The organism is Dethiosulfatibacter sp., from assembly GCF_983023055.1.
Genome location: NZ_CEZJXU010000006.1, coordinates 1 through 20613, shown reverse-complemented (window position 1 = coordinate 20613; position 20613 = coordinate 1). Strand labels below are relative to the sequence as shown.

At 38.6% G+C, this 20613-nt stretch carries 21 protein-coding genes and 1 pseudogene; 17 read left to right on the top strand and 5 right to left on the bottom strand.

The genetic code is table 11. The annotated features are described in order from the left end of the window. Window positions 1–378: 378 nt before the first annotated feature. The 5 genes and pseudogenes from AC3AX0_RS00805 (at window position 379) to AC3AX0_RS00785 (ending at window position 4757) form a co-directional block, all read left to right on the top strand. Window positions 379–1137, top strand: coding sequence for a transposase (locus AC3AX0_RS00805; protein WP_487548401.1), 759 nt, complete (start codon window positions 379–381; stop codon window positions 1135–1137). A 110-nt stretch (window positions 1138–1247) separates the two neighbouring features. Next, window positions 1248–1346 (top strand): annotated as a pseudogene (locus AC3AX0_RS00800) (hypothetical protein); the annotation flags it as partial. Continuing rightward, window positions 1333–2532 (top strand): glycosyltransferase family 4 protein, encoded by a 1200-nt coding sequence (locus tag AC3AX0_RS00795; RefSeq protein WP_487548400.1) that lies wholly within the window; start codon window positions 1333–1335, stop codon window positions 2530–2532. The pseudogene AC3AX0_RS00800 and the gene AC3AX0_RS00795, both read left to right, overlap by 14 nt. Window positions 2533–2534: 2 nt before the next feature. Then, window positions 2535–3620 (top strand): glycosyltransferase family 4 protein, encoded by a 1086-nt coding sequence (locus AC3AX0_RS00790; RefSeq protein ID WP_487548399.1) that lies wholly within the window; start codon window positions 2535–2537, stop codon window positions 3618–3620. Between the two features lie 3 nt (window positions 3621–3623). After that, window positions 3624–4757: a glycosyltransferase family 4 protein gene (locus AC3AX0_RS00785; protein ID WP_487548398.1), complete on the top strand. Its 1134-nt coding sequence runs from the start codon at window positions 3624–3626 to the stop codon at window positions 4755–4757. A gap of 31 nt (window positions 4758–4788) precedes the next feature. On the opposite strand, the gene AC3AX0_RS00780 is transcribed toward AC3AX0_RS00785, so the two are convergent. The 3 genes from AC3AX0_RS00780 to AC3AX0_RS00770 all read right to left on the bottom strand — a co-directional run bounded on the left by AC3AX0_RS00780 (window position 4789) and on the right by AC3AX0_RS00770 (window position 6805). Beyond that, window positions 4789–5622 carry an ATP-grasp fold amidoligase family protein gene (locus AC3AX0_RS00780; RefSeq protein WP_487548389.1) on the bottom strand — a complete coding sequence of 278 codons (834 nt, stop codon included), beginning with the start codon at window positions 5620–5622 and terminating at the stop codon, window positions 4789–4791. A 115-nt stretch (window positions 5623–5737) separates the two neighbouring features. Next, window positions 5738–6649, bottom strand: coding sequence for an ATP-grasp fold amidoligase family protein (locus AC3AX0_RS00775; RefSeq protein ID WP_487548388.1), 912 nt, complete (start codon window positions 6647–6649; stop codon window positions 5738–5740). A gap of 3 nt (window positions 6650–6652) precedes the next feature. After that, on the bottom strand, window positions 6653–6805 hold the full coding sequence (locus tag AC3AX0_RS00770; protein WP_487548397.1) for a hypothetical protein: 153 nt from the start codon (window positions 6803–6805) through the stop codon (window positions 6653–6655). 204 nt (window positions 6806–7009) lie between these two features. Here AC3AX0_RS00770 and AC3AX0_RS00765 point away from each other — a divergent pair, with 204 nt between their 5' ends. From AC3AX0_RS00765 to murJ (AC3AX0_RS00735), 7 genes are read left to right on the top strand one after another with little or no spacing between them, the layout of a single operon-like run. Further along, window positions 7010–7906 (top strand): sulfotransferase family protein, encoded by an 897-nt coding sequence (locus AC3AX0_RS00765; protein WP_487548396.1) that lies wholly within the window; start codon window positions 7010–7012, stop codon window positions 7904–7906. A gap of 40 nt (window positions 7907–7946) precedes the next feature. Further along, window positions 7947–8891 (top strand): DUF362 domain-containing protein, encoded by a 945-nt coding sequence (locus AC3AX0_RS00760; RefSeq protein WP_487548395.1) that lies wholly within the window; start codon window positions 7947–7949, stop codon window positions 8889–8891. Between the two features lie 14 nt (window positions 8892–8905). Next, window positions 8906–9313: a PqqD family protein gene (locus AC3AX0_RS00755; RefSeq protein WP_487548394.1), complete on the top strand. Its 408-nt coding sequence runs from the start codon at window positions 8906–8908 to the stop codon at window positions 9311–9313. Beyond that, on the top strand, window positions 9292–10335 hold the full coding sequence (locus tag AC3AX0_RS00750; protein ID WP_487548393.1) for a phosphoenolpyruvate carboxykinase (ATP): 1044 nt from the start codon (window positions 9292–9294) through the stop codon (window positions 10333–10335). Before AC3AX0_RS00755 ends, AC3AX0_RS00750 begins: the two co-directional genes overlap by 22 nt. Before the next feature lie 4 nt (window positions 10336–10339). Then, window positions 10340–11704 (top strand): glycosyltransferase family 2 protein, encoded by a 1365-nt coding sequence (locus tag AC3AX0_RS00745; protein WP_487548392.1) that lies wholly within the window; start codon window positions 10340–10342, stop codon window positions 11702–11704. After that, window positions 11691–12794, top strand: a complete 1104-nt coding sequence (locus AC3AX0_RS00740) for a nucleotidyltransferase domain-containing protein (RefSeq protein ID WP_487548391.1) — start codon at window positions 11691–11693, stop codon at window positions 12792–12794. Before AC3AX0_RS00745 ends, AC3AX0_RS00740 begins: the two co-directional genes overlap by 14 nt. Before the next feature lie 43 nt (window positions 12795–12837). After that, complete coding sequence (gene murJ / locus AC3AX0_RS00735) at window positions 12838–14295, top strand: murein biosynthesis integral membrane protein MurJ (RefSeq protein WP_487548390.1); 1458 nt, start codon at window positions 12838–12840, stop codon at window positions 14293–14295. Here the strand turns inward: murJ (AC3AX0_RS00735) and AC3AX0_RS00730 are convergent. Together AC3AX0_RS00730 and AC3AX0_RS00725 are read right to left on the bottom strand one after the other, a co-directional pair. Further along, window positions 14292–15125: an ATP-grasp fold amidoligase family protein gene (locus tag AC3AX0_RS00730; RefSeq protein WP_487548389.1), complete on the bottom strand. Its 834-nt coding sequence runs from the start codon at window positions 15123–15125 to the stop codon at window positions 14292–14294. The two genes, murJ (AC3AX0_RS00735) and AC3AX0_RS00730, sit on opposite strands and share 4 nt — an antisense overlap. A gap of 115 nt (window positions 15126–15240) precedes the next feature. Next, window positions 15241–16152, bottom strand: coding sequence for an ATP-grasp fold amidoligase family protein (locus AC3AX0_RS00725; RefSeq protein WP_487548388.1), 912 nt, complete (start codon window positions 16150–16152; stop codon window positions 15241–15243). A 343-nt stretch (window positions 16153–16495) separates the two neighbouring features. On the opposite strand from AC3AX0_RS00725, the gene AC3AX0_RS00720 reads away from it, so the two are divergent. From AC3AX0_RS00720 to rffA, 5 genes are all read left to right on the top strand, one after another. After that, on the top strand, window positions 16496–17740 hold the full coding sequence (locus AC3AX0_RS00720; RefSeq protein ID WP_487548387.1) for an AAA family ATPase: 1245 nt from the start codon (window positions 16496–16498) through the stop codon (window positions 17738–17740). Next, window positions 17712–18422 (top strand): RloB family protein, encoded by a 711-nt coding sequence (locus AC3AX0_RS00715; protein ID WP_487548386.1) that lies wholly within the window; start codon window positions 17712–17714, stop codon window positions 18420–18422. The genes AC3AX0_RS00720 and AC3AX0_RS00715 overlap by 29 nt, the downstream gene beginning before the upstream one ends. Window positions 18423–18435: 13 nt before the next feature. Then, window positions 18436–19671: a murein biosynthesis integral membrane protein MurJ gene (gene murJ / locus AC3AX0_RS00710; RefSeq protein WP_487548385.1), complete on the top strand. Its 1236-nt coding sequence runs from the start codon at window positions 18436–18438 to the stop codon at window positions 19669–19671. A 20-nt stretch (window positions 19672–19691) separates the two neighbouring features. Beyond that, complete coding sequence (locus tag AC3AX0_RS00705; RefSeq protein WP_487548384.1) at window positions 19692–19982, top strand: hypothetical protein; 291 nt, start codon at window positions 19692–19694, stop codon at window positions 19980–19982. Then, window positions 19982–20613: dTDP-4-amino-4,6-dideoxygalactose transaminase (gene rffA, locus AC3AX0_RS00700; protein WP_487548383.1), on the top strand; the 632-nt coding region annotated here is incomplete at its 3' end. The genes AC3AX0_RS00705 and rffA, both read left to right, overlap by 1 nt.

The following is a 20613-nucleotide window of genomic DNA, read 5'->3' as shown; positions in this document are numbered from 1 at the left end:
AGGTCAAGGGCTTCGTTGCCGTTTGAACATGTATATATATTGCAATTAGTAATTTTTCTAAGTTTGTCGGATATGATTTTTATATCCTCTTTATGGTGCTCTACGAGTAAAACATTGAATGTATTCATGTATAATACCTCCATATAAGTATTCGGCTGTTTTGAGGTAAACTTAATCTTTTCTTCAGTAGGGACAGACCCCACTGTCTTTTTTGTTGAGATTTCCTGGGGATTTCTTGTAACATATTGTAATTCCCTTGCAATCGTTAAAAATAAATGATAATATATTATCAGAACGAACGTTCGACAATCTGTGCAGTAGACAAAAGTGTCAGACAGTAGGGACAGACCCCACTGTCTGAAGAGGAGGGGTGATTTTATGGCAAGACAGGCAAGAAGAAAAAGTAGAACTGGCATCTATCACATTATGATGCGTGGTGTTAACAAGCAAACCATTTTCGAATCTGATATGGATAACTACAAATTTATGAAAATTGTCAGGGAAGTCAAGAATACCAGTGATTTCAACCTTTTGGGATACTGCCTTATGGGCAATCATGTTCATTTTCTCATGAAGGAAAATGAAGATCCCATATCACATGTCATGCAGAGGATAAGTACCAACTATGCAGCCTGGTACAACTGGAAGAATGAAAGAGTAGGCCATCTTTTCCAGGACAGATTCAAGAGTGAAGTTGTGGAAGATGAAAGATATCTACTCACTGTTTCAAGATACATACATCAGAATCCTGTAAAGGCACAAATGGTAAATAGTACAGCAAGCTACAAATGGAGCAGTTATAACGAATATCTCGGATACAGGAAGATTGTTGATGTGGATCTTATACTTAGGATGTTTTCACAAAACAGTGTAACGGCTGCAAAGAAATTCATGGAATACACAAATATGGTAAATGAAGATAAATGTCTTGATTTTGACAAAAGGTTAAAACTGACTGAAGAAGAACTAGCCGCGCTTATAGAGAATGAGTATGGTGTTAAGGCAGAATCTTTAAGTGTGATGGAAAAAGATAAAGCTAAAAACTTATTGAAGAAATTGAAAATATTAGACGGCACAAGCATAAGACAGATAGTGAAAGTAACAGGTGTCAGTAAATATTTTGTAGAACATGCCTGACATTGGGGACAGACCCCACTGTCTTTTTTGATCAGGACAATGGGGTCTGTCCCTAGTGTCTTTTCTTACACTGGATAGCACCACCATGAATATGATATAATCTTGAAAACAGGGAAGCATTTCCCCTTGAGATAATCGAGGTTCAGATGGGAGACTATCTGGAGGAAGACGATATAATAAGGTTTGGCGAAGACTATGGAAGAGCTTAAAATCGCGTATATAACTCCTAGACATCCCTGGCCTCCCAACAAGGGAGACCAGTTAATAGCATACAACCAGATAAAGAGACTTTCAAAGGACAACGACATTTATCTCTTCACCTTTCCAACGGAGGAAAAGTCGGGAGACGTACTTGGATTTGAAAATCTCTGCAAAGAGGTGCACCATATAAATATTTCAAAGCCCCTTATGTTTTTTAATGCGCTGAAAACCATTGTAAATGGGAAACCATTACAGGTAAATATGTTCACAAGGAAAAGTGAAATGGAGAAAGTACAAGAGGCTATGGCAAGGATCGCACCAGACATCATCCACGTACAAACTGTGAGAATGGCGGAATATGGAATCATGAAAGTGAAACACATCTCTGATGATGATTTTCAATCCAAGGCTTTTCTTGATATGATAGACCTTTTGTCCCTGAATATGAAAAGAAGGGCGGATAAGGAGATAGGATTCAAAAGATGGATCATGAACATGGAGGGAAGGCTCCTTGAAGACTATGAAAGAAATATCGCCATGGAATATGACAGAACAGTTTTTGTATCGGATTATGACGCGAAAAAATCAAATCTTGAAAACAAGGCTGTTAACCCTAATGGGACATACATTTCCCGGGAAATAATAAGGGGATACGATATAAAAAAGAAAAAGCAGATATTATTTCACGGAAATATGAACTACTTCCCAAATGCAGAAGCAGCCATATATTTTGCTGAAAGGATATGGCCGCAGATTCACGAGAAACATCCGGACTATAAATATATAATAGCAGGAAGAAACCCTGGCAGAAGAATCAGAAACCTCCATAACGGCAATGACATCATAGTCAAAAGCAATGTAAGGGACATGGTTGAGATTCTTCTGGAATCGGAAATTGGAGTATATCTGATGAATTCGGGAACGGGACTTCAGAACAAGATACTCGAAGCTCTTGCAGCAGGACTGCCTGTAGTGGCAACACCTATGGCACTAAATGGGATACCGGGAATCGATGGCGAAACTGTAATGACAATGGACGGAGACAGTGAAATCATTGAAGCTGTTGACAGACTCATAAGAGATCCTGAATTGAGAAGTAACATGTCTATAAAGGGTGTGGAATTCATGGAAGAACGGTTTACCTGGGAATCAAATGTAGAAAGACTTAAAAGCATCTGGAAGGACGGACAATAATATTGAAAATAGGAATCAACGCACTCACACTTTCCGACAACAATTCTGGAATAGGGAACTATACAATAAATCTAATAAACAATCTAGCAAATATTTCCGATGATGAATACATACTTTTTTCATCATGCGGTCCTAAAATCAGAGGACTAATAAACGAAAAAATAGAGATAATAGATCTGCCCTTAGCCTCAAAAAACAAATATACAAGACTCTTTACGGAACAGGTGCACCTTCCCCTTCAAATAAAGAGGGAAAAGATTGATCTCATGTTAAACCCTGCCTTCACAATGCCCCTCATGGCAAAATGCAGAAACATAGTGACCGTCCACGATATGGCATACAAGATTTACGGGGAGGGAAGCGCCATATATGCAAGGATATACATGAGACTTTTCTTCGACAGCTCCATAAAAAGAGCGGATGAAATAATCACAGTATCGGAATCAACGAAGAGGGACCTGATTAAATACTTTCCTGACAGAAAAAATGTTAAATCCATCCACCTTGGTACAATCAAGTATTCATCAAGGGAGAAGGAAAGACCTGAAGCATTGATGGGAAATGATAAATTCCTTCTCGTTGTAGGAACAATAACTCCGAGAAAGAATAACCTGGGAATAATAAAAGCCTTCGACAGGATTAAGGACATGACAGACTGCAAGCTGCTCTTTGCAGGAGGATTTGCCTGGAAGTCAGATGAAATACATGAATACATTAAGGATAACAACCTGGAGGACAGGGTGCTGCTCCCCGGATACCTAAGTGATGAGGAACTTGCTTGGAGTTATGAAAATGCGGAAATGCTCCTGTACTGTTCCTTCTACGAAGGATTCGGATTTCCACCAATAGAAGCAATGGCTTCTGGAACTCCTGTAATAGCCTCAAATGTATCGTCCATACCTGAAGTTGCAGGAGATGCTGCAATACTGGTGGACCCACATGACTTGGAAATGATCGGGGAAAAAATTCTTCGGCTTCTTAATGATGATGAGCTAAGGAATGAACTGATAACAAAAGGCAATGAAAGACACAGGCTCTTCACATGGGAAAAAACTGCAGAGGAAACACTGAAGGTAATAAAGGAGTAAACATTGAAAATAGGAATAGACGGATCCTTCTTCAGCAAAAAATACGAAGGAGGAAAGGAACAGGTCCTCATGAATCTAATAAAGGGACTTTGCAACCTTGGATATGGGAAGGATATAACAGTATTCGGACTGGAAGAGGCAAAAGACAAGTTCGAGGATATCTCCGAGGATATCAACTACGTGACTGTGAATATGCACAAGGGCTTTTTCAAAATAAAGTTGTTCTATGGAATATGGTTCAGAACATTCATGCTACCTAAGCTGATTGAAAAATACGAAGTAGACAGGTTGCTTTTCCCAGTTGCATATACAGGATTTTCCAGATTCAATATTCCAACTGCTGTGATTCCCCACGATATACAGTTCAAGTCGAACCCGTCAGCATTCAGGGTATACGAAAATAGAATATTCCACCACCTTTATGGCAATGACTTTAAAAAAAGGGAAGTCATAGTTGCAATATCTGATTATGACAGGGACGAGCTCAAGAAGCATTATGGAGAATACAGGGAAAAGACAAGACTTATCTACAACCCCATATATTTCTCGGACAAGTTTGTACCAGACAAGGGGTCTGTCCCCCTGTCAGATGGATTACCACCCGAGTACATATTTGCCAACAACATGGCCTATAAACATAAAAATCTGAAAACACTACTGAAGGCATACGAGTCCATAATGGACAAGACAGACTGCAACCTGGTCATATCAGGATCCCTATACAGGGATGATGAAGAAACAAATACCCTTGCAGAAAGACTTAAAAAGTCAGGAAGGCTGGATCTCACAGGATACCTGCCGAAGAGTGAATTCGACAAAATTTTGAAAAATGCTCGGATCTTCGTAAATACCTCCTCTTTCGAAGGATTTGGCATGTCTGCAGTTGAAGCGATGTATGCCGAGGTGACCTGCCTTCTGGCGGACAACTCGGCAGTACGGGAAGTAACCCTGGGCAGGGCGAACTACTACTGCCCGGCTGAAGACTACAGAAAGCTTGCGGAGAAACTTCTTCAGGTATTGGACAGCAAAAGGAACCCAGACTTTCTTAGGGAGAGCAGTAAACTTATAGAAGACAAATACGACTATATGAAAATATCAGCCTCTTATGCTGAACTTTTCAAAGAGATGGTCCGTTAATGAATAACAAAAAAGACAGTAGGGTCTGTCCCTAATGTCTTTTGGGTAATTCCAGCATTTCTCCAAATCTGATTTCATCTTTTTCATTCTTGAATTTATCCAGTCCGCTACTAGGGGACAGAGTTATTTCACCAAAAATGACCTTGCCGGCTACTTCGTACAGATCTATTCTGGCCTGTGGGAAAGGCTCTGAAAGAACCCGAGCTATTTCAAGCATGTATTCATAATTTACTGGCCTGGGTATTGAACGGTTGCTCCCGCAGCTTCCACCCCATTCTACTAGGTGCTTATTCCAGTCCAGGTCGTAATAGTCGTATATTACTCCCGTGTGCCTGTCTATGCAGGTATATGTAAATTGCGGCTGCCCATTGAAGCAGTATATCTTGTAATCAATAGGAGGTTCACCCTCTTTCTCTTCAAGATACTTCTCACAGAGTATCCTAGGTTTAATATCCTTGTAAACCCACTCCATATTTTTCCAGTAATAGTTCAATTTCATCCAGGTATCAAGCTTATACTTTTCCCTTTTCCAGTTATAGTTTTCCCTGTTTTCGCAAATACTGTTCCATCCCGAACCATGATTTGCCTTCAGTACAAATTTCTCAGGAAAGGTATTTATGTCAATTTCATCTGTGCTTTCATAGATGCCGTGTATATCATTTAATATGTCTTCAAAACCCTTATCCCTTACATAATCCATTACAAGACACTTGTCAGAACATAGGGCAGCGAGATCATCTTTCCAATTGAATTTAAGCCACTGCATTTTATCGTTATATAAAATGGGATTCTCAAGGTTCAAGTCTCTACCCATTTCTTTTCTGAACTTCTTTCTTGTATAGACTATTTCATCAATAAATTTCATATGGTAGTATTGCTTTACGAGTGAGATATACCTATAGCTGACTGGATTTTGCTTCATTGTTTTTTTAAAGGACTTCTTCAATATTTACTCCTAATTTAATGTGTTAAAAATTTCATCACAGGATATCTGGCAATTCTAACATGTTTCCTATAATGAAATCTTGCTCTTCCGGGGTAAACCTATCCAGGCCGTCGCTTGGGTACATGGTGATTTCACCGAAAATAACCTTGCCCGAGATCTCGTAAAGGTCAATCCTTGCATGGGGGAATGGTGCTGATAAGGCTCTTGATATTTCCAGCATATATTCATAGTTTTCCGGCTTTGGTAATTCTCTGTCACTGATTTCACATCCCTTTCCAATCTTGTGTTTAACCCAGTCAAGGTCGTAATAGTCGAACTTGACATCGGTATCCCTATCCACACAGACGTAGGTAAATTCAGGTTTTCCATTGAAACAAAAAATCTTATAGTCCGTTGGAAGTATTGTTCCATCCTCTTCCAGAAATCTTTCGCAGAGTATTTTTGGCTTGATATCCTTGTATACCCACTCCATATTTTTCCAGTAATAGTTAAGGTTCATCCAGGTGTTGAGTTTGTACTTTTCTCGTTTCCAATTGTAGGAGTTTCTGTTCGTACAGATACTGTTCCATCCGGAACCGTGATTTGCTTTCAGTACAAATTTCTCGGGGAAATCATCAATATCAATTTCATCAATGCTGTCGTATATTCCATAGGTTTCGTTTAATATGTCAGCAAAGCCCTTGTCTCGGACATAATCCCTAACAAGAACCTTGTCTGAACAGAGGACTGCTAGGTTGTCCCGCCAATTGAACTTGAGCCACTGAAGCTTGTCGTTGTATGATAATGGGTTCTCAAGGTCCAACTCTCTCCCGATCTCTTCTCTGAATTTCTTTCTGGTATAAGTCATTACATCGAGGAAATGCTTGTGATAAAATTCTTTGGCAATGCAGGCAATTCTGTATAATATAAGGTTTTTTTTGATTTTTTTCTTTAAAGATTTCTTCAATACTTACTCCTTCTCAAAAAAGACATTGGGGTCTGTCCCCATTGTCTTTTTATTCATATATGTCAGACTACTGCCTCTGATGTCTGAAAGGGCTTCCTTCTTCAAAATATCCTGAGGAAAAGTCGAAATAGTTTTAGTGATTTGTGAATTAAACATTCTGAACCTCCGTGTATATTAAATAAGTATATCATTTAGAGTAGGAAGAATTCAATAACAAATGAAGTGTTGATAATAATGAAGGACATTCACCCTTTCCGCAGATATTCCATGGAAAAAGCATAGTGAAATATGATACAATTTAAAAAAATAACGAAATTATGATTCACAAAGCAAAAGAAGAGCATATACGGAGATGATGAAATGAACAATAAATCAACAGACCTACAGGAATATGAAAACATCCCCGAGGGAATATTTATTGTGGGAAAAGAAAGGTCCGGGGAAACCTGGCTTGGAAGGCTGTTGTCTTGTCACGAAGACATACTCACAGTCACAAGACAGGTGGAGGGCAATACTAGACCCGACGAGAGCTATTACTTTTCCCACTTCATGAAACAGTGTGGTAAAATAGAAAATGACCTGGAATACGGCAAATACAGCCGGGATTTCATGAAGTCCAAATATTACAAAAATTCAGGAGCTCGGGGGGAATATTTAAAGGAAAACCCAACATATGACAAATATTCCTTCTACCACCAGTTCATGATGGATCTTGCCACCACCGTGGGTAAGAAAACATATATCGAAAAGACTCCCGACAATGCAATAATAATGGAAAGAATCAACGACAATATAGAAAACCTTAGATTCCTCTATGTGAAAAGGGATATAATAGACAGTGTGAATTCAACCCTCAACATGAAATCAACAAGACATAAGAAAATCAAGAGCTTGAAAACCCTTTACGAAACTGCAGTCTTTGACAGATATGCGGCGAATTTCGCAGGGAAAAACATGAATATAAAAATAATAGACTACGACAACCTCATAAAAAACAGGGAAGAAACATTGCATAAAATCATGGGATTTCTCAACCTCCCCTATGAAGAAGGATTGGGAAATGACATGAAGGTTCCAATTCCAACTAAAGAAAAGAAGGGAACCATGTATTTTCTCAGCACCAAAGAGGAAAGGACATATAGGTTACTTTATGAATTCCTCGACTCCATGCCCATGATTTTATTGAGAATGGTCAATGCAATATATTTAAACTTGATAAACAGGAAATACAAAAGAATTCCTCCCAAATTTTATTGAGGACTTAAGGAATGAAATCAGCAGCAAAGGAGCTGAGAGCATGTCGAAAATCTACCTTTTAAATAAAGAAGACTACACCCTGGGCACCTTCAAGGGAGTAGTGGAAGGACTGAACCTTTCAAGTAGTCTTAAGGAAAGCAAAAGGATAATAATAAAGCCAAACATCACTACATCAAGGGATGAAAACGAATGTCACGGATGCACCACCCCTCTATGGCTTCTAAAGGAAACTGTAGAGTGGATTTTTGCAATCAATCCGACAGCAGAAGTATATATCGTGGAATCAGACAGCGGAAGAAATGGTAGGGCAAGGGATAAATTCAACAAGGAATTCTTCAGAGAGCTGGAAAAGAGATTCAGAAACCTTCACCTTTACAACCTTAGGACAGAGCCGAGAAGGATATATGACTTCAAGGGAGAATATTTCAAAAAGGAAATAGAAATGAGTGAAATATTTTCAGAAGACCATTTCTTCATATCAATGGCTAAAATAAAGACCCACAGCATGGCAGTCTATACTGGAATACTAAAAAACCAGTTCGGATGCCTGTCGCTGGAAGACAAGTCCATATATCATCCCTTCCTCGACAGGGTGTTGGCAGATGTTAACAGATTCATAAAGCCTGATCTTTCAATCCTTGACGGATGCCCTGCAATGGAGGGACATGGTCCCCTTGAAGGAAAGTCGGTAAACCTTGGACTCATTGCGGTGTCAGACAATCCCTGTGAGCTGGATGGGTACATGGCTAGGAAAACAGGTCTCGATATCTACAAGATTCCCTATATGGACAGTTGCAGGAAAAGTCTCAAGGAAGAATATGGAGAAGGAAAAGTTGAAATAATCAACGAAGTCCTGACGGAAAAGATAAAAACCTTTGAATATCTTACAAGAATACAGATTATCAGGGTCAAGACAGGACTTTTCATACAGAAAATAGGACAAAAAGCAGTAAACCTAGGCAAAAAAATTCAAAAAATCAAATAACAGGAGTGCATATAATGGGAAGAATATTGAAACCAAATGAACCGAATGTAATCAGCGAGCCTATGGATGGAGAACTTGTAGTAATAAACCTTGAAAGTGGATGCTACTACAGTCTCAACAAGGCAGCGGCAAAAATATGGACCGGTCTGGAAAAGGGATCTGGAGTGGAAGACATAATCAAGTCCCAAATATCCACTGACTTGAGTGAAGAAGAAATAAATGAAAAGATACAGACATTTTGTGACTACCTACTTGAGGAAAGCCTCATGAAGGAAGTTGAGGGAGAGTTGCCTGCAGAAAGCTGTGAAGAAACAGTATATGAAAAGCCAGTCATAGAGAAGTTTTCAGACATGCAGGAAATGCTTCTTCTTGATCCCATTCACGAGGTTTCAGACATGGGATGGCCAAACGAGGCGGAGTAGTAATGGATGCCTTATTCAATATAAACAGACAAAAAGATTTCAACTCAAGTAAAAAGCTGATTATTGGATCAAACATAATAACCATGCATTTCCAGAATGAAAATAGCAGGGACATATTTTCAAGACCCTTTTCCCATCTTGCAGGAGAATTTGAAAAGAAAGTATACCCCCAGGAAAGCACCAGAGAAAGCCCAGACCTTGAAATATTCGTAATTCATGATGAAGAAGGGAAAGATCCCATTCCTGCCTGGAAGAAATTTGAAGATGATTCCTCAGAGGACAAGAAGCTCATAGTATACAACAAGGATGGAAAGCACCTCCTCTATAACCATGAAAGCAAAGTGCTAACAGGATACGACAAGAATACAAAGAAAGCCTATTACTATATTCCAAGACTTGATATGCTGCCCTACTATGAAAAAGCAGCTCCCATGAGAATGATATTCCATCACTTCTGTGAGGAAAACTCCATGACACTGGTTCATGGAGCCTCCGTATCAATTAACGGAAAGGGAATACTCCTCATTGGAAGTGGAGGCTCTGGAAAGACGACAACAGCTATTTCAGCGGCCCTCAATGGATTTGAATACCTTGGGGATGACTATGTCATACTTAATCCTAAAGACAGGTCCATATTCAGCATCTACTCAAGCAGCAAGATAAGATGGGAATCCGGCAAAATAGTGACGGGACTTGAAAACCTTGCTATAAACTCAAAAGATGAGGACAAGGGTTACTTCTTCATGGAGGACCAGGGCAAAAAAATTAGAAAAAGATCAACCCTGGGGGCAGTAGTTATTCCGAGAATTGGACAGGGAGAGACAACATATTCAAGGATACCCTCTGCAAAGGCACTTCTCATTCTCTCGGCGAGCACAATATTCCAGATGCCAGGCAGTGGAAACAGGACACTTAAGGATATATCGAAAATACTGAAAGATGTCCCCGTATTTGAAATGGTTCTAGGAAGAGATACTGAAAAAACCAACAACAAGCTTGAAGAAATAATAAAAGGACTGTGATACTATGGATAAACCCTTGGTAAGTGTAATAATACCCGTATACAACGGCGAAAAACATATAAGAGAAACATTGGAAAGTGTAAAAAGCCAGACTTATGACAATGTAGAAATAATACTAGTAGACGACGGTTCAACTGACGATACCGGAAAAATCGCAGAATCATTGGTAAACTCATATATCCACCAGGAAAACATGGGAGTAGCATCAGCCAGGAACACGGGAATTAAATCATCAAAAGGAGACTACCTGGCCTTCATAGATGCAGACGACAAATGGGACTGTGAAAAGCTACAGAAGCAGATTGGCTTCATGGAAGATAATCCCTCTATATCCTATACCTTTACGAAGCACAAGCTATTCCTTGACAGAGGAATGGAAAGGTTTCCGGACTGGATAAGGAAGGACTATGAAGAAAATGAAATGACAGGATATATACCAAGTTCTCTTATAATTAGAAAAGAGGACTTTCTGAAAATAGGCTATTTTGATGAAAGCTTCAAGACTGGTGAAGACAGCGACTGGTTTCTGAGAGCTAGGGACCTGGGATTTAAAATGGAAGTAATTGATGAAAACCTTCTTATGAAGAGGGTTCATGAATCAAATCTTTCCAGCAATACGGCTATGACAAATATAAACCTCATGAAGGCTGTAAAAAACTCTATAATCAGAAGAAAAAAACATAGAATAAGCGTAGTAATCCCTGTATACAATGGAGAAAAATATATAGACGAAGCCATTGAAAGCGTCATGAACCAAAGCTTCAAGATTTCTGAAATCCTAGTAGTAGATGACGGATCAACAGACAACACGGAAGCGGTCTGCAAGAAATACGGCGACAAAATAACCTATTTGAAACAGGAAAACAGTGGAGCGGCATCAGCCAGAAACCTGGGCGTTGAAAAGTCAACAGGCATCTACCTTGCTTTTCTCGATGCAGACGATATTTGGATGGAAGACAGGTTAAGGGATGGAATATCAGAAATTACAAAAGAAGACTCGGAAGACATAATTTTTGGAATGATGAAAGAATTTTACAGTCCCGATACTGATGATGACTTCAGAAACAAATACAAATGCAGGAAAGAACCATTCAAGGGAATACATCCTGGAACCATGCTAATAAGAAAGGAAGATTTTCTAAAGGCAGGATATTTAACAACCAAATATGAAACAGGAGAGTTCATAGACTGGTTCAAGCGTGCAGAAGAAGAAGGACTCACCAGCAAAACATTGCCTTCTTTGGTTATGAGAAGAAGAATACACTATACCAACCACGGCATAACCCACAAGAAAAGCAATGAAGATTATGGGAAGATAATAATAGAGATGATGAAAAGAAGGCGGGAGAAGAACAATGAACAGTCTTGAAAAGACCCTTTTACATGCAATACTTGACGAAGACAAGAAAACATCAATGGAAAGCTTTAACAACTGGACTTCATCCATAGATTTTGATCATGTGGAAGCAGGGAGCTTCAGACTTATCCCCTCACTATACAGAAAGATGTCCTTAATAAATGAAGACTTTGAAAACAAGAACAGGATGAAGGGCATATACAGATACTTCCTTTATAAGAATAGGATGATAATGCACAACAGCCTTAAGGTATTGGAGTCTTTTGATGAAAACAACATAGAGTGCATCCTTCTGAAAGGTGCGGCCCTGGTGTCTTCATACTATGAGGAACCTGCCCTGAGACCCATGAACGACATAGATCTTCTGGTGAGGAGGGAGGATGCGGAGAAGGCATACCTTCTACTGGAGAAAGCAGGATGGTACAACAGGGAAGAGGGAACCTTCCATACTAAATTCAAAAACAGCAACCAGATTGCCCTGGGCGACGACAGGGATTTCCATTTGGATCTTCACTGGGATGTAATATTCCAATCCTGCTGGAAGGGTTCCGAGGAATCCTACTGGGAAAATATTGAAACAGTAAACTACATGGGAAGGTATGTTAAGATACTCAATCCTGAGATGCAGATAGTACATAATATGGCTCATGGTCTCAGATGGAACCGTGTGTCGGCCATCAGATGGATTCCTGATGTGATGAAGGTAATGGAGAAGAGAAGAAATGACATTGACTGGGACAAAATCATAAAACTTGCAGAGGAGAAGAAACTCATATTCACCATAAAGCAGGGAATGAATTTCTTGGATAAGGAATTCAGCACAGACATGCCGAAATCCTTCATGGACAAGATGAATGCCATACCTTATACGAAAATCGAAAAGAAACTCTATCATCATCTTAACAATCCCTCCAGATTCGGAGGCTTCATGATAGGGTGGTATATATACAGCAAGGGAATGGAAAATGCTTCCTTTATAGTAAGAATGACAAGACTGCCTGCCTATCTCAAGATCATGTGGAATGTGGATACTTACAGCCAGGTGGCATCGCTTCTGTGGAAAAAGACAGTGAGGAAGCTAAAACGCAGAAATAAAAAGTAAGCAGCAAGACAGTAGGGACTGTCCCCACTGTCTGGAGGACGACATGAAAACACGTACAATGATAAAAGCCACAATAGGAATAATGATCATAACCTCCCTGAGCAAGCTTACGGGATTCTTTCGCGAGGTTATGATTGCATACCGCTTCGGCTCCGACTTCACAACTGACGCATACTTCATATCCAACAGCATTTATGGAGTAATCTTCGGTTTAGCCGGGGCTGGTCTTGGTGCAGCCATTATTCCCGTACTCTCCAGGGTAAGGGATGAGAAAAGGATAACCGAAGGCGACTATATAAGAAACATAACAAAACTCTTTACTCTGGTTTCACTTGGGTTGATTATGTTGTCATTCATATTGGCAAAGCCTCTCGTTAAGATATTTGCAGTAGGCTTTTCAGGAGCCCAGCTTGATACCACAGTCTCCTATCTGAGAATAGGTCTGCCCGTCATATTCTTCAATTTCATGTATTCCATATACCAGTCCTTCAGCCATTCGAAGAACAAATTCTACATAGTTGCCAGCGGTGGAATAATAATGAACATAGTAGTGGTGGCATACCTTGCACTGTTTTACGAAAGATTTGGAATACCGGGACTCATTGTCAGCAACATACTGGCCTACGGACTTAGGGCTCTCTACATATATGTGCCTCTTAGAAAATTCAGGGGAAAATTCCAGAGGCTTGACCTGGGGGATGAATACCTGAGAGCCACATACAACATAATGCTGCCTATAATGATATCCAGCATAATATCCTATATCAATCTTGCAATAGACAGAACTCTGGCATCGACCCTTGTAGAGGGAAGCATATCTTCCCTTCAATATGCATCACAGGTAAGAACCTCAGTGAACGGCCTTCTTATTTTCTCCATGGTCACAGTCATATATCCATCCTTTTCCGAATGGATAGTCAAGGGTGACAAAGAGAAGCTGAAGAAGATGTTCACCTATGCAGTCAGCATGATTACAATACTTGTCATTCCCATAACCATAGGAATAATGACCCTTAACACAGAAATCGTAGATGTAGTCTATTCCAGGGGATCCTTCAATGCAGAGGACGCCCTAATGACATCATCTGCATTGTTCTACTATTCCATAGGAATGGCGGGAAGCGGCATGGGAATGTTCATAAACAAGGTATACTACGCATATAACGATTCAAAGACAACCATGAAAACGGGAATAATAGCCGTAATCCTGAATATAATACTTAACCTGATACTTGTAAGATACATGGCCCACAACGGCCTTGCCCTTGCAACAAGCATAGTCGCCCTTTTCCATACCTCACTGAAGTTTTGGCTTCTAAGGAAAAAGAACCTTGAAATCGAATATGACAAGATACTGTCAATAATAATGAAATCCCTGGCATCATCAGCCGTAATGGCTGCAGTCGCTAGATTCATTGTATCAAATTTACTGGACTTAACTACAGGGACCACAATGATTAGACTTCTTAAGCTAAAAAAAGACAGTAGGGTCTGTCCCTAATGTCTTTTGGGTAATTCCAGCATTTCTCCAAATCTGATTTCATCTTTTTCATTCTTGAATTTATCCAGTCCGCTACTAGGGGACAGAGTTATTTCACCAAAAATGACCTTGCCGGCTACTTCGTACAGATCTATTCTGGCCTGTGGGAAAGGCTCTGAAAGAACCCGAGCTATTTCAAGCATGTATTCATAATTTACTGGCCTGGGTATTGAACGGTTGCTCCCGCAGCTTCCACCCCATTCTACTAGGTGCTTATTCCAGTCCAGGTCGTAATAGTCGTATATTACTCCCGTGTGCCTGTCTATGCAGGTATATGTAAATTGCGGCTGCCCATTGAAGCAGTATATCTTGTAATCAATAGGAGGTTCACCCTCTTTCTCTTCAAGATACTTCTCACAGAGTATCCTAGGTTTAATATCCTTGTAAACCCACTCCATATTTTTCCAGTAATAGTTCAATTTCATCCAGGTATCAAGCTTATACTTTTCCCTTTTCCAGTTATAGTTTTCCCTGTTTTCGCAAATACTGTTCCATCCCGAACCATGATTTGCCTTCAGTACAAATTTCTCAGGAAAGGTATTTATGTCAATTTCATCTGTGCTTTCATAGATGCCGTGTATATCATTTAATATGTCTTCAAAACCCTTATCCCTTACATAATCCATTACAAGACACTTGTCAGAACATAGGGCAGCGAGATCATCTTTCCAATTGAATTTAAGCCACTGCATTTTATCGTTATATAAAATGGGATTCTCAAGGTTCAAGTCTCTACCCATTTCTTTTCTGAACTTCTTTCTTGTATAGACTATTTCATCAATAAATTTCATATGGTAGTATTGCTTTACGAGTGAGATATACCTATAGCTGACTGGATTTTGCTTCATTGTTTTTTTAAAGGACTTCTTCAATATTTACTCCTAATTTAATGTGTTAAAAATTTCATCACAGGATATCTGGCAATTCTAACATGTTTCCTATAATGAAATCTTGCTCTTCCGGGGTAAACCTATCCAGGCCGTCGCTTGGGTACATGGTGATTTCACCGAAAATAACCTTGCCCGAGATCTCGTAAAGGTCAATCCTTGCATGGGGGAATGGTGCTGATAAGGCTCTTGATATTTCCAGCATATATTCATAGTTTTCCGGCTTTGGTAATTCTCTGTCACTGATTTCACATCCCTTTCCAATCTTGTGTTTAACCCAGTCAAGGTCGTAATAGTCGAACTTGACATCGGTATCCCTATCCACACAGACGTAGGTAAATTCAGGTTTTCCATTGAAACAAAAAATCTTATAGTCCGTTGGAAGTATTGTTCCATCCTCTTCCAGAAATCTTTCGCAGAGTATTTTTGGCTTGATATCCTTGTATACCCACTCCATATTTTTCCAGTAATAGTTAAGGTTCATCCAGGTGTTGAGTTTGTACTTTTCTCGTTTCCAATTGTAGGAGTTTCTGTTCGTACAGATACTGTTCCATCCGGAACCGTGATTTGCTTTCAGTACAAATTTCTCGGGGAAATCATCAATATCAATTTCATCAATGCTGTCGTATATTCCATAGGTTTCGTTTAATATGTCAGCAAAGCCCTTGTCTCGGACATAATCCCTAACAAGAACCTTGTCTGAACAGAGGACTGCTAGGTTGTCCCGCCAATTGAACTTGAGCCACTGAAGCTTGTCGTTGTATGATAATGGGTTCTCAAGGTCCAACTCTCTCCCGATCTCTTCTCTGAATTTCTTTCTGGTATAAGTCATTACATCGAGGAAATGCTTGTGATAAAATTCTTTGGCAATGCAGGCAATTCTGTATAATATAAGGTTTTTTTTGATTTTTTTCTTTAAAGATTTCTTCAATACTTACTCCTTCTCAAAAAAGACATTGGGGTCTGTCCCCATTGTCTTTTTTTAATTAAGTATATCATCTAGAATAGTAACAATTCAATATGAAATGAAATATTGCTAACACTGGTGAAAAATCATCAAATTCATACATGACGGCAGATATTTCGTGGATAAGATATTATGAAATATGATACAATTTAAAAAACGCTGGAATTACGATTTGCAAAAAATATATGGATAAAGGGGTCTCATGAACAAATCGATTAAGAATAAAATATTCGTAAACTTGTAAATTGAAATCAAAAATTGTATAATATTCATATATACACGAATAAAAAATTCGCGAGGTGTTTAAATGTTAATTCAATTTACTTTTGAAAATTATAAGTGTTTTCAATATGAAACTACACTTGATATGCAGGCTGCAACAATCACTGAATTGGAAGAGACAATCTTGGTTGACCCAAAAGATGGAGAAAGATTTATACCGGTAGCGTCAATATACGGACCAAACGGAAGCGGAAAGTCGACAGTACTCGAAGCCCTGTGGCATTTGACAAGCAAAATCATGTATCCTGTTGTTATGTTTGAAGATAACAATGAAAAAAAAGAATTGAGCCAAAATCAGACTGTTCCATTTATGCTTGACGATGAATCTAGAGAAGCGCCGACCTCATTTAATGCTATTTTCAGACAGAGTAATATTGAATTCAATTATTATATAAGTTATCATAACAATGAAATTATTAATGAAAGTCTCTATAAAATCAATGTCGGAGGAAAGAGAAATATCGAGGTTTTTTTTAGAAGCAATAATGAAATATCAAATGGGAATTTGTTGAAATCAGTATCTAAAACTGAGATTTCCTCGAAAATTCCTTATTTGTCATTTCTTAAGATCAACTATAATATTTCAATCATTAACACAGTTGTTGACTGGTTCAGCAAGTGCGAATACAGTCATTATGGTGAATATAAGGAAGATAGACAAGTGATGTTTCCTGTTCAGAAAAAAGTCAAGGATGTTATTATATCATCACTTAATGAGATGGATATTGATATTAATGATATAGTAATCAAGAAGGACGAAAAAGGTAGAGTTGAAGACATAATTACTATACGAAAGCGTGACAACAAAAAATATTCATTAAGTTTGTTTGACGAATCCAGTGGAACCATTAAGATAATGAGTCTATTGCCTAAGATATTGGATGGTTTGGTAAATGGCAAGCTTGTAATAATTGATGAATTGGATGCTAAATTGCATCCAAAATTATTAAAATATATAATCAAATTGTTTAAGAATGATGAAATAAACATATTTGGAGCACAGCTTATATTTACTTCTCATGATATGACTGTTATGAAAAATGATCTTTTCAGACGAGATGAGATATGGTTTACAGCAAAGAATAGCAGAGACTGTTCAGAATTATATTCCCTTATTGAATTGAGGGATGAAAAAGGTGAATTGGTCAGAAAAAATGTAAGATTCGACAAGCAGTATCTTGAAGGTAGATATGGTGCGGATCCATATTTTCAAAATATAATAAATTGGGAGGTGCTGATGTATGAGCAAAAAGCCTCTCAAAAAAGATGAAATCAAAAGAAGAACTGTCAAGAGAAAGAGAAAAGAAGGAGTTAAGCTGGTTCATCCCGAAAGATTTTTAATAATCTGTGAAGGCACCAAAACGGAACCAAATTACTTCAATAGTATTAAGAATAAAATAGAAGAAAAATATGACAATAAAATCAATAATCGAATAAAATTAGAAATAAGAGGAACTGGAAGAAATACTATTTCTTTGCTTAACTATGCAAAAGACATTTTGGAAAAAAATAGAAAACAAGGTAAGGAGTATGATCACATTTGGTTAGTGTATGATTCAGATGATTTTCCAATTGATAATTTCGACAACACCGCCGGAATAATAGATTCCATGAATGAAAGTCAAATAAAACCTGAAAAATGGCATGCAGCGTGGTCAAATCAGTGCATTGAGATATGGTTTTTGCTTCATTTCAATTACTATAATTCAGACATTCATAGAAGTGAATATTATGACAAATTAAGTGATATATTTGCAAGAGCTGGTGTTGATAAATATAGAAAAAACAGTGAAGATATATTTGATTTGTTGATTGAATATGGCGATTTAGACAAGGCAATAAGTAATGCAAAAAAGCTGTGCAAAGATTATGAAGATAAAACACCTTCAAAGATGGCACCTGCAACCATGGTATATAAATTGATTGAACTTCTAAAACCGCACTTTGAATGATAAAGGTGAACCCATGAAAAAAAACACAATGATAAAGGCAACCATAGGGATACTCATAATAACCTCCATAAGCAAGCTCACAGGCTTCTTCAGGGAGGTTATGATAGCATACCGATTCGGTTCGGACTTCACAACTGATGCATACTTCGTATCCAACAGCATCTATGCTGTGATCTTCGGACTTGCAGGAGCGGGACTTAGTGCTGCCATAATTCCCATCCTTTCAAGAATAAGAAATGAAAAGAAAACTACGGAAGGTGAATATATAAACAATATGGCAGTACTCTTCACCCTGGTTTCCTTTATAGTAATAAGCATTGCATATATTTTTGCCAAGCCTCTTGTAAAGATATTTGCAGTAGGCTTTACAGGAGAAGAGCTATCTATCACCACCAGATATCTTAGAATAGGACTTCCTATTATTTATTGTAATTTCATGTATTCCATTTTTGAAGCCTTCAACCATTCAAGGAACAGATTCTTTCTAGTGGCAAGCGGCGGAATGCTGGTCAATGCAGTCGTAGTATCATATCTTGCCATATTCTATGACAGGTTTGGCATGGAAGGACTAATAGTCAGCAATATACTGGCATATGGACTGAGAGCACTTTTAATATACCTGCCATTGTCAAAAGATACAGGAAAAAAAATATCTCTTAAAATAAAGGACGAATATCTGAAGGCAACCTATAGTATAATGTTTCCATTAATGATCTCGGCAATAATTATGCAGATTAACCTTATTGTTGACAGAACTCTTGCATCCACCCTTGTGGAGGGAAGCATCTCTGCACTGCGCTATGCGGCACAGACCAGGTATGCCATAAACGGACTTTTTATTACAGCAATGGTAACTGTCATTTATCCATCATTTTCCGAATGGATAGTGAAGGACGATAAAGAGAAGCTAAAGAAAATGTTCACCTACTCAATGAACATGATAACAATACTGGTGATACCGTTAACTGCAGGATTGACTACCCTAAATCATGAAATAGTAGACGTAATCTATTCAAGGGGAGCCTTTGATGCTGAAGCGGTATATATGACATCCTCGGCACTGTTCTACTATTCACTGGGAATAGCGGCAACAGGTATGGGACTGTTTATCAACAAGGTATACTATGCATATCAGGATTCAAAGACAACCATGAAAATTGGAATGGCAGCAGTGGTACTAAATATAATACTGAATCTTATCCTTGTGAGATACATGCACACAACGGACTGGCTCTTGCCACCAGCATAGTTGCAACCCTTAGTGTTATTGTGAAGATTTATCTTTTAAAGAATAAAAATCTTGAAATTGAATATAAAAATATACTGTCAATAATGGTGAAATCCATAATTGCATCGGTACCTATGGCTCTAGTGGTTAAATCAATGTCTTCATTATTATCTATAACATCGGGAACAAGTATAATAAGGTTCATAAAACTTATTTCAACAGTAGGAGCCGGAGCCCTGGTATATTTCATACTCATATACTTTCTGTATCTAAAAAACACAAACATGATGAAGACATTGCAGGAAAAAATAAGAAAAAGGATAAAGATATGATGATACCATTCAATAAGCCCCTTAGCCTGGGCAATGAAATCGAATATATGAAGAAAGCCATAGAGAATGGGAAGATAAGCGGAGACGGAGAGTTTACCATGGAATGCAGCAGGATCATTGAAAAATTGTCCGGCACCAAAAAGGCACTTCTCACCACATCCTGCACCCATGCCCTTGAAATGGCAGCACTGCTTCTGGATATTGAAGAAGGTGACGAAATCATAGCACCATCCTTCACCTTTGTGTCGACGGTGAATGCCTTTGTACTTAGAGGGGCAAAAATTGTATTCGTGGACATAAGGCCAGATACCATGAACATGGACGAGAACCTAATAGAGGAAGCTATAACTAAAAGGACCAAAGCCATTATACCTGTCCATTACGGAGGTGTAGCCTGCGAGATGGATATTATAATGGACCTTGCAGCAAAATACGGAATAGGTGTAGTGGAAGATGCCGCCCAGGGAATCATGGCCACATACAAGGGGAAACAACTTGGATCCATAGGCCACATGGGAGCTTATAGTTTCCATGACACCAAGAACTATACAATGGGAGAAGGAGGAGCCCTCCTTGTAAATGATAAAAACTATATTAAAAGAGCTGAGATAATCAGGGATAAGGGAACCAA

Bases quoted from the DNA above. Each gene is read 5' to 3' on its own strand.
- AC3AX0_RS00805 (WP_487548401.1), top strand. From the start codon at position 379: ATGGCAAGACAGGCAAGAAGAAAAAGTAGAACTGGCATCTATCACATT.
- AC3AX0_RS00795 (WP_487548400.1), top strand. From the start codon at position 1,333: ATGGAAGAGCTTAAAATCGCGTATATAACTCCTAGACATCCCTGGCCT.
- AC3AX0_RS00780 (WP_487548389.1), bottom strand. From the start codon at position 5,622: ATGAAATTTATTGATGAAATAGTCTATACAAGAAAGAAGTTCAGAAAA.
- AC3AX0_RS00770 (WP_487548397.1), bottom strand. From the start codon at position 6,805: ATGTTTAATTCACAAATCACTAAAACTATTTCGACTTTTCCTCAGGAT.
- AC3AX0_RS00765 (WP_487548396.1), top strand. From the start codon at position 7,010: ATGAACAATAAATCAACAGACCTACAGGAATATGAAAACATCCCCGAG.
- AC3AX0_RS00760 (WP_487548395.1), top strand. From the start codon at position 7,947: ATGTCGAAAATCTACCTTTTAAATAAAGAAGACTACACCCTGGGCACC.
- AC3AX0_RS00755 (WP_487548394.1), top strand. From the start codon at position 8,906: ATGGGAAGAATATTGAAACCAAATGAACCGAATGTAATCAGCGAGCCT.
- AC3AX0_RS00750 (WP_487548393.1), top strand. From the start codon at position 9,292: ATGGCCAAACGAGGCGGAGTAGTAATGGATGCCTTATTCAATATAAAC.
- AC3AX0_RS00745 (WP_487548392.1), top strand. From the start codon at position 10,340: ATGGATAAACCCTTGGTAAGTGTAATAATACCCGTATACAACGGCGAA.
- AC3AX0_RS00740 (WP_487548391.1), top strand. From the start codon at position 11,691: ATGAACAGTCTTGAAAAGACCCTTTTACATGCAATACTTGACGAAGAC.
- murJ (WP_487548390.1), top strand. From the start codon at position 12,838: ATGAAAACACGTACAATGATAAAAGCCACAATAGGAATAATGATCATA.
- AC3AX0_RS00730 (WP_487548389.1), bottom strand. From the start codon at position 15,125: ATGAAATTTATTGATGAAATAGTCTATACAAGAAAGAAGTTCAGAAAA.
- AC3AX0_RS00720 (WP_487548387.1), top strand. From the start codon at position 16,496: ATGTTAATTCAATTTACTTTTGAAAATTATAAGTGTTTTCAATATGAA.
- AC3AX0_RS00715 (WP_487548386.1), top strand. From the start codon at position 17,712: ATGAGCAAAAAGCCTCTCAAAAAAGATGAAATCAAAAGAAGAACTGTC.
- murJ (WP_487548385.1), top strand. From the start codon at position 18,436: ATGAAAAAAAACACAATGATAAAGGCAACCATAGGGATACTCATAATA.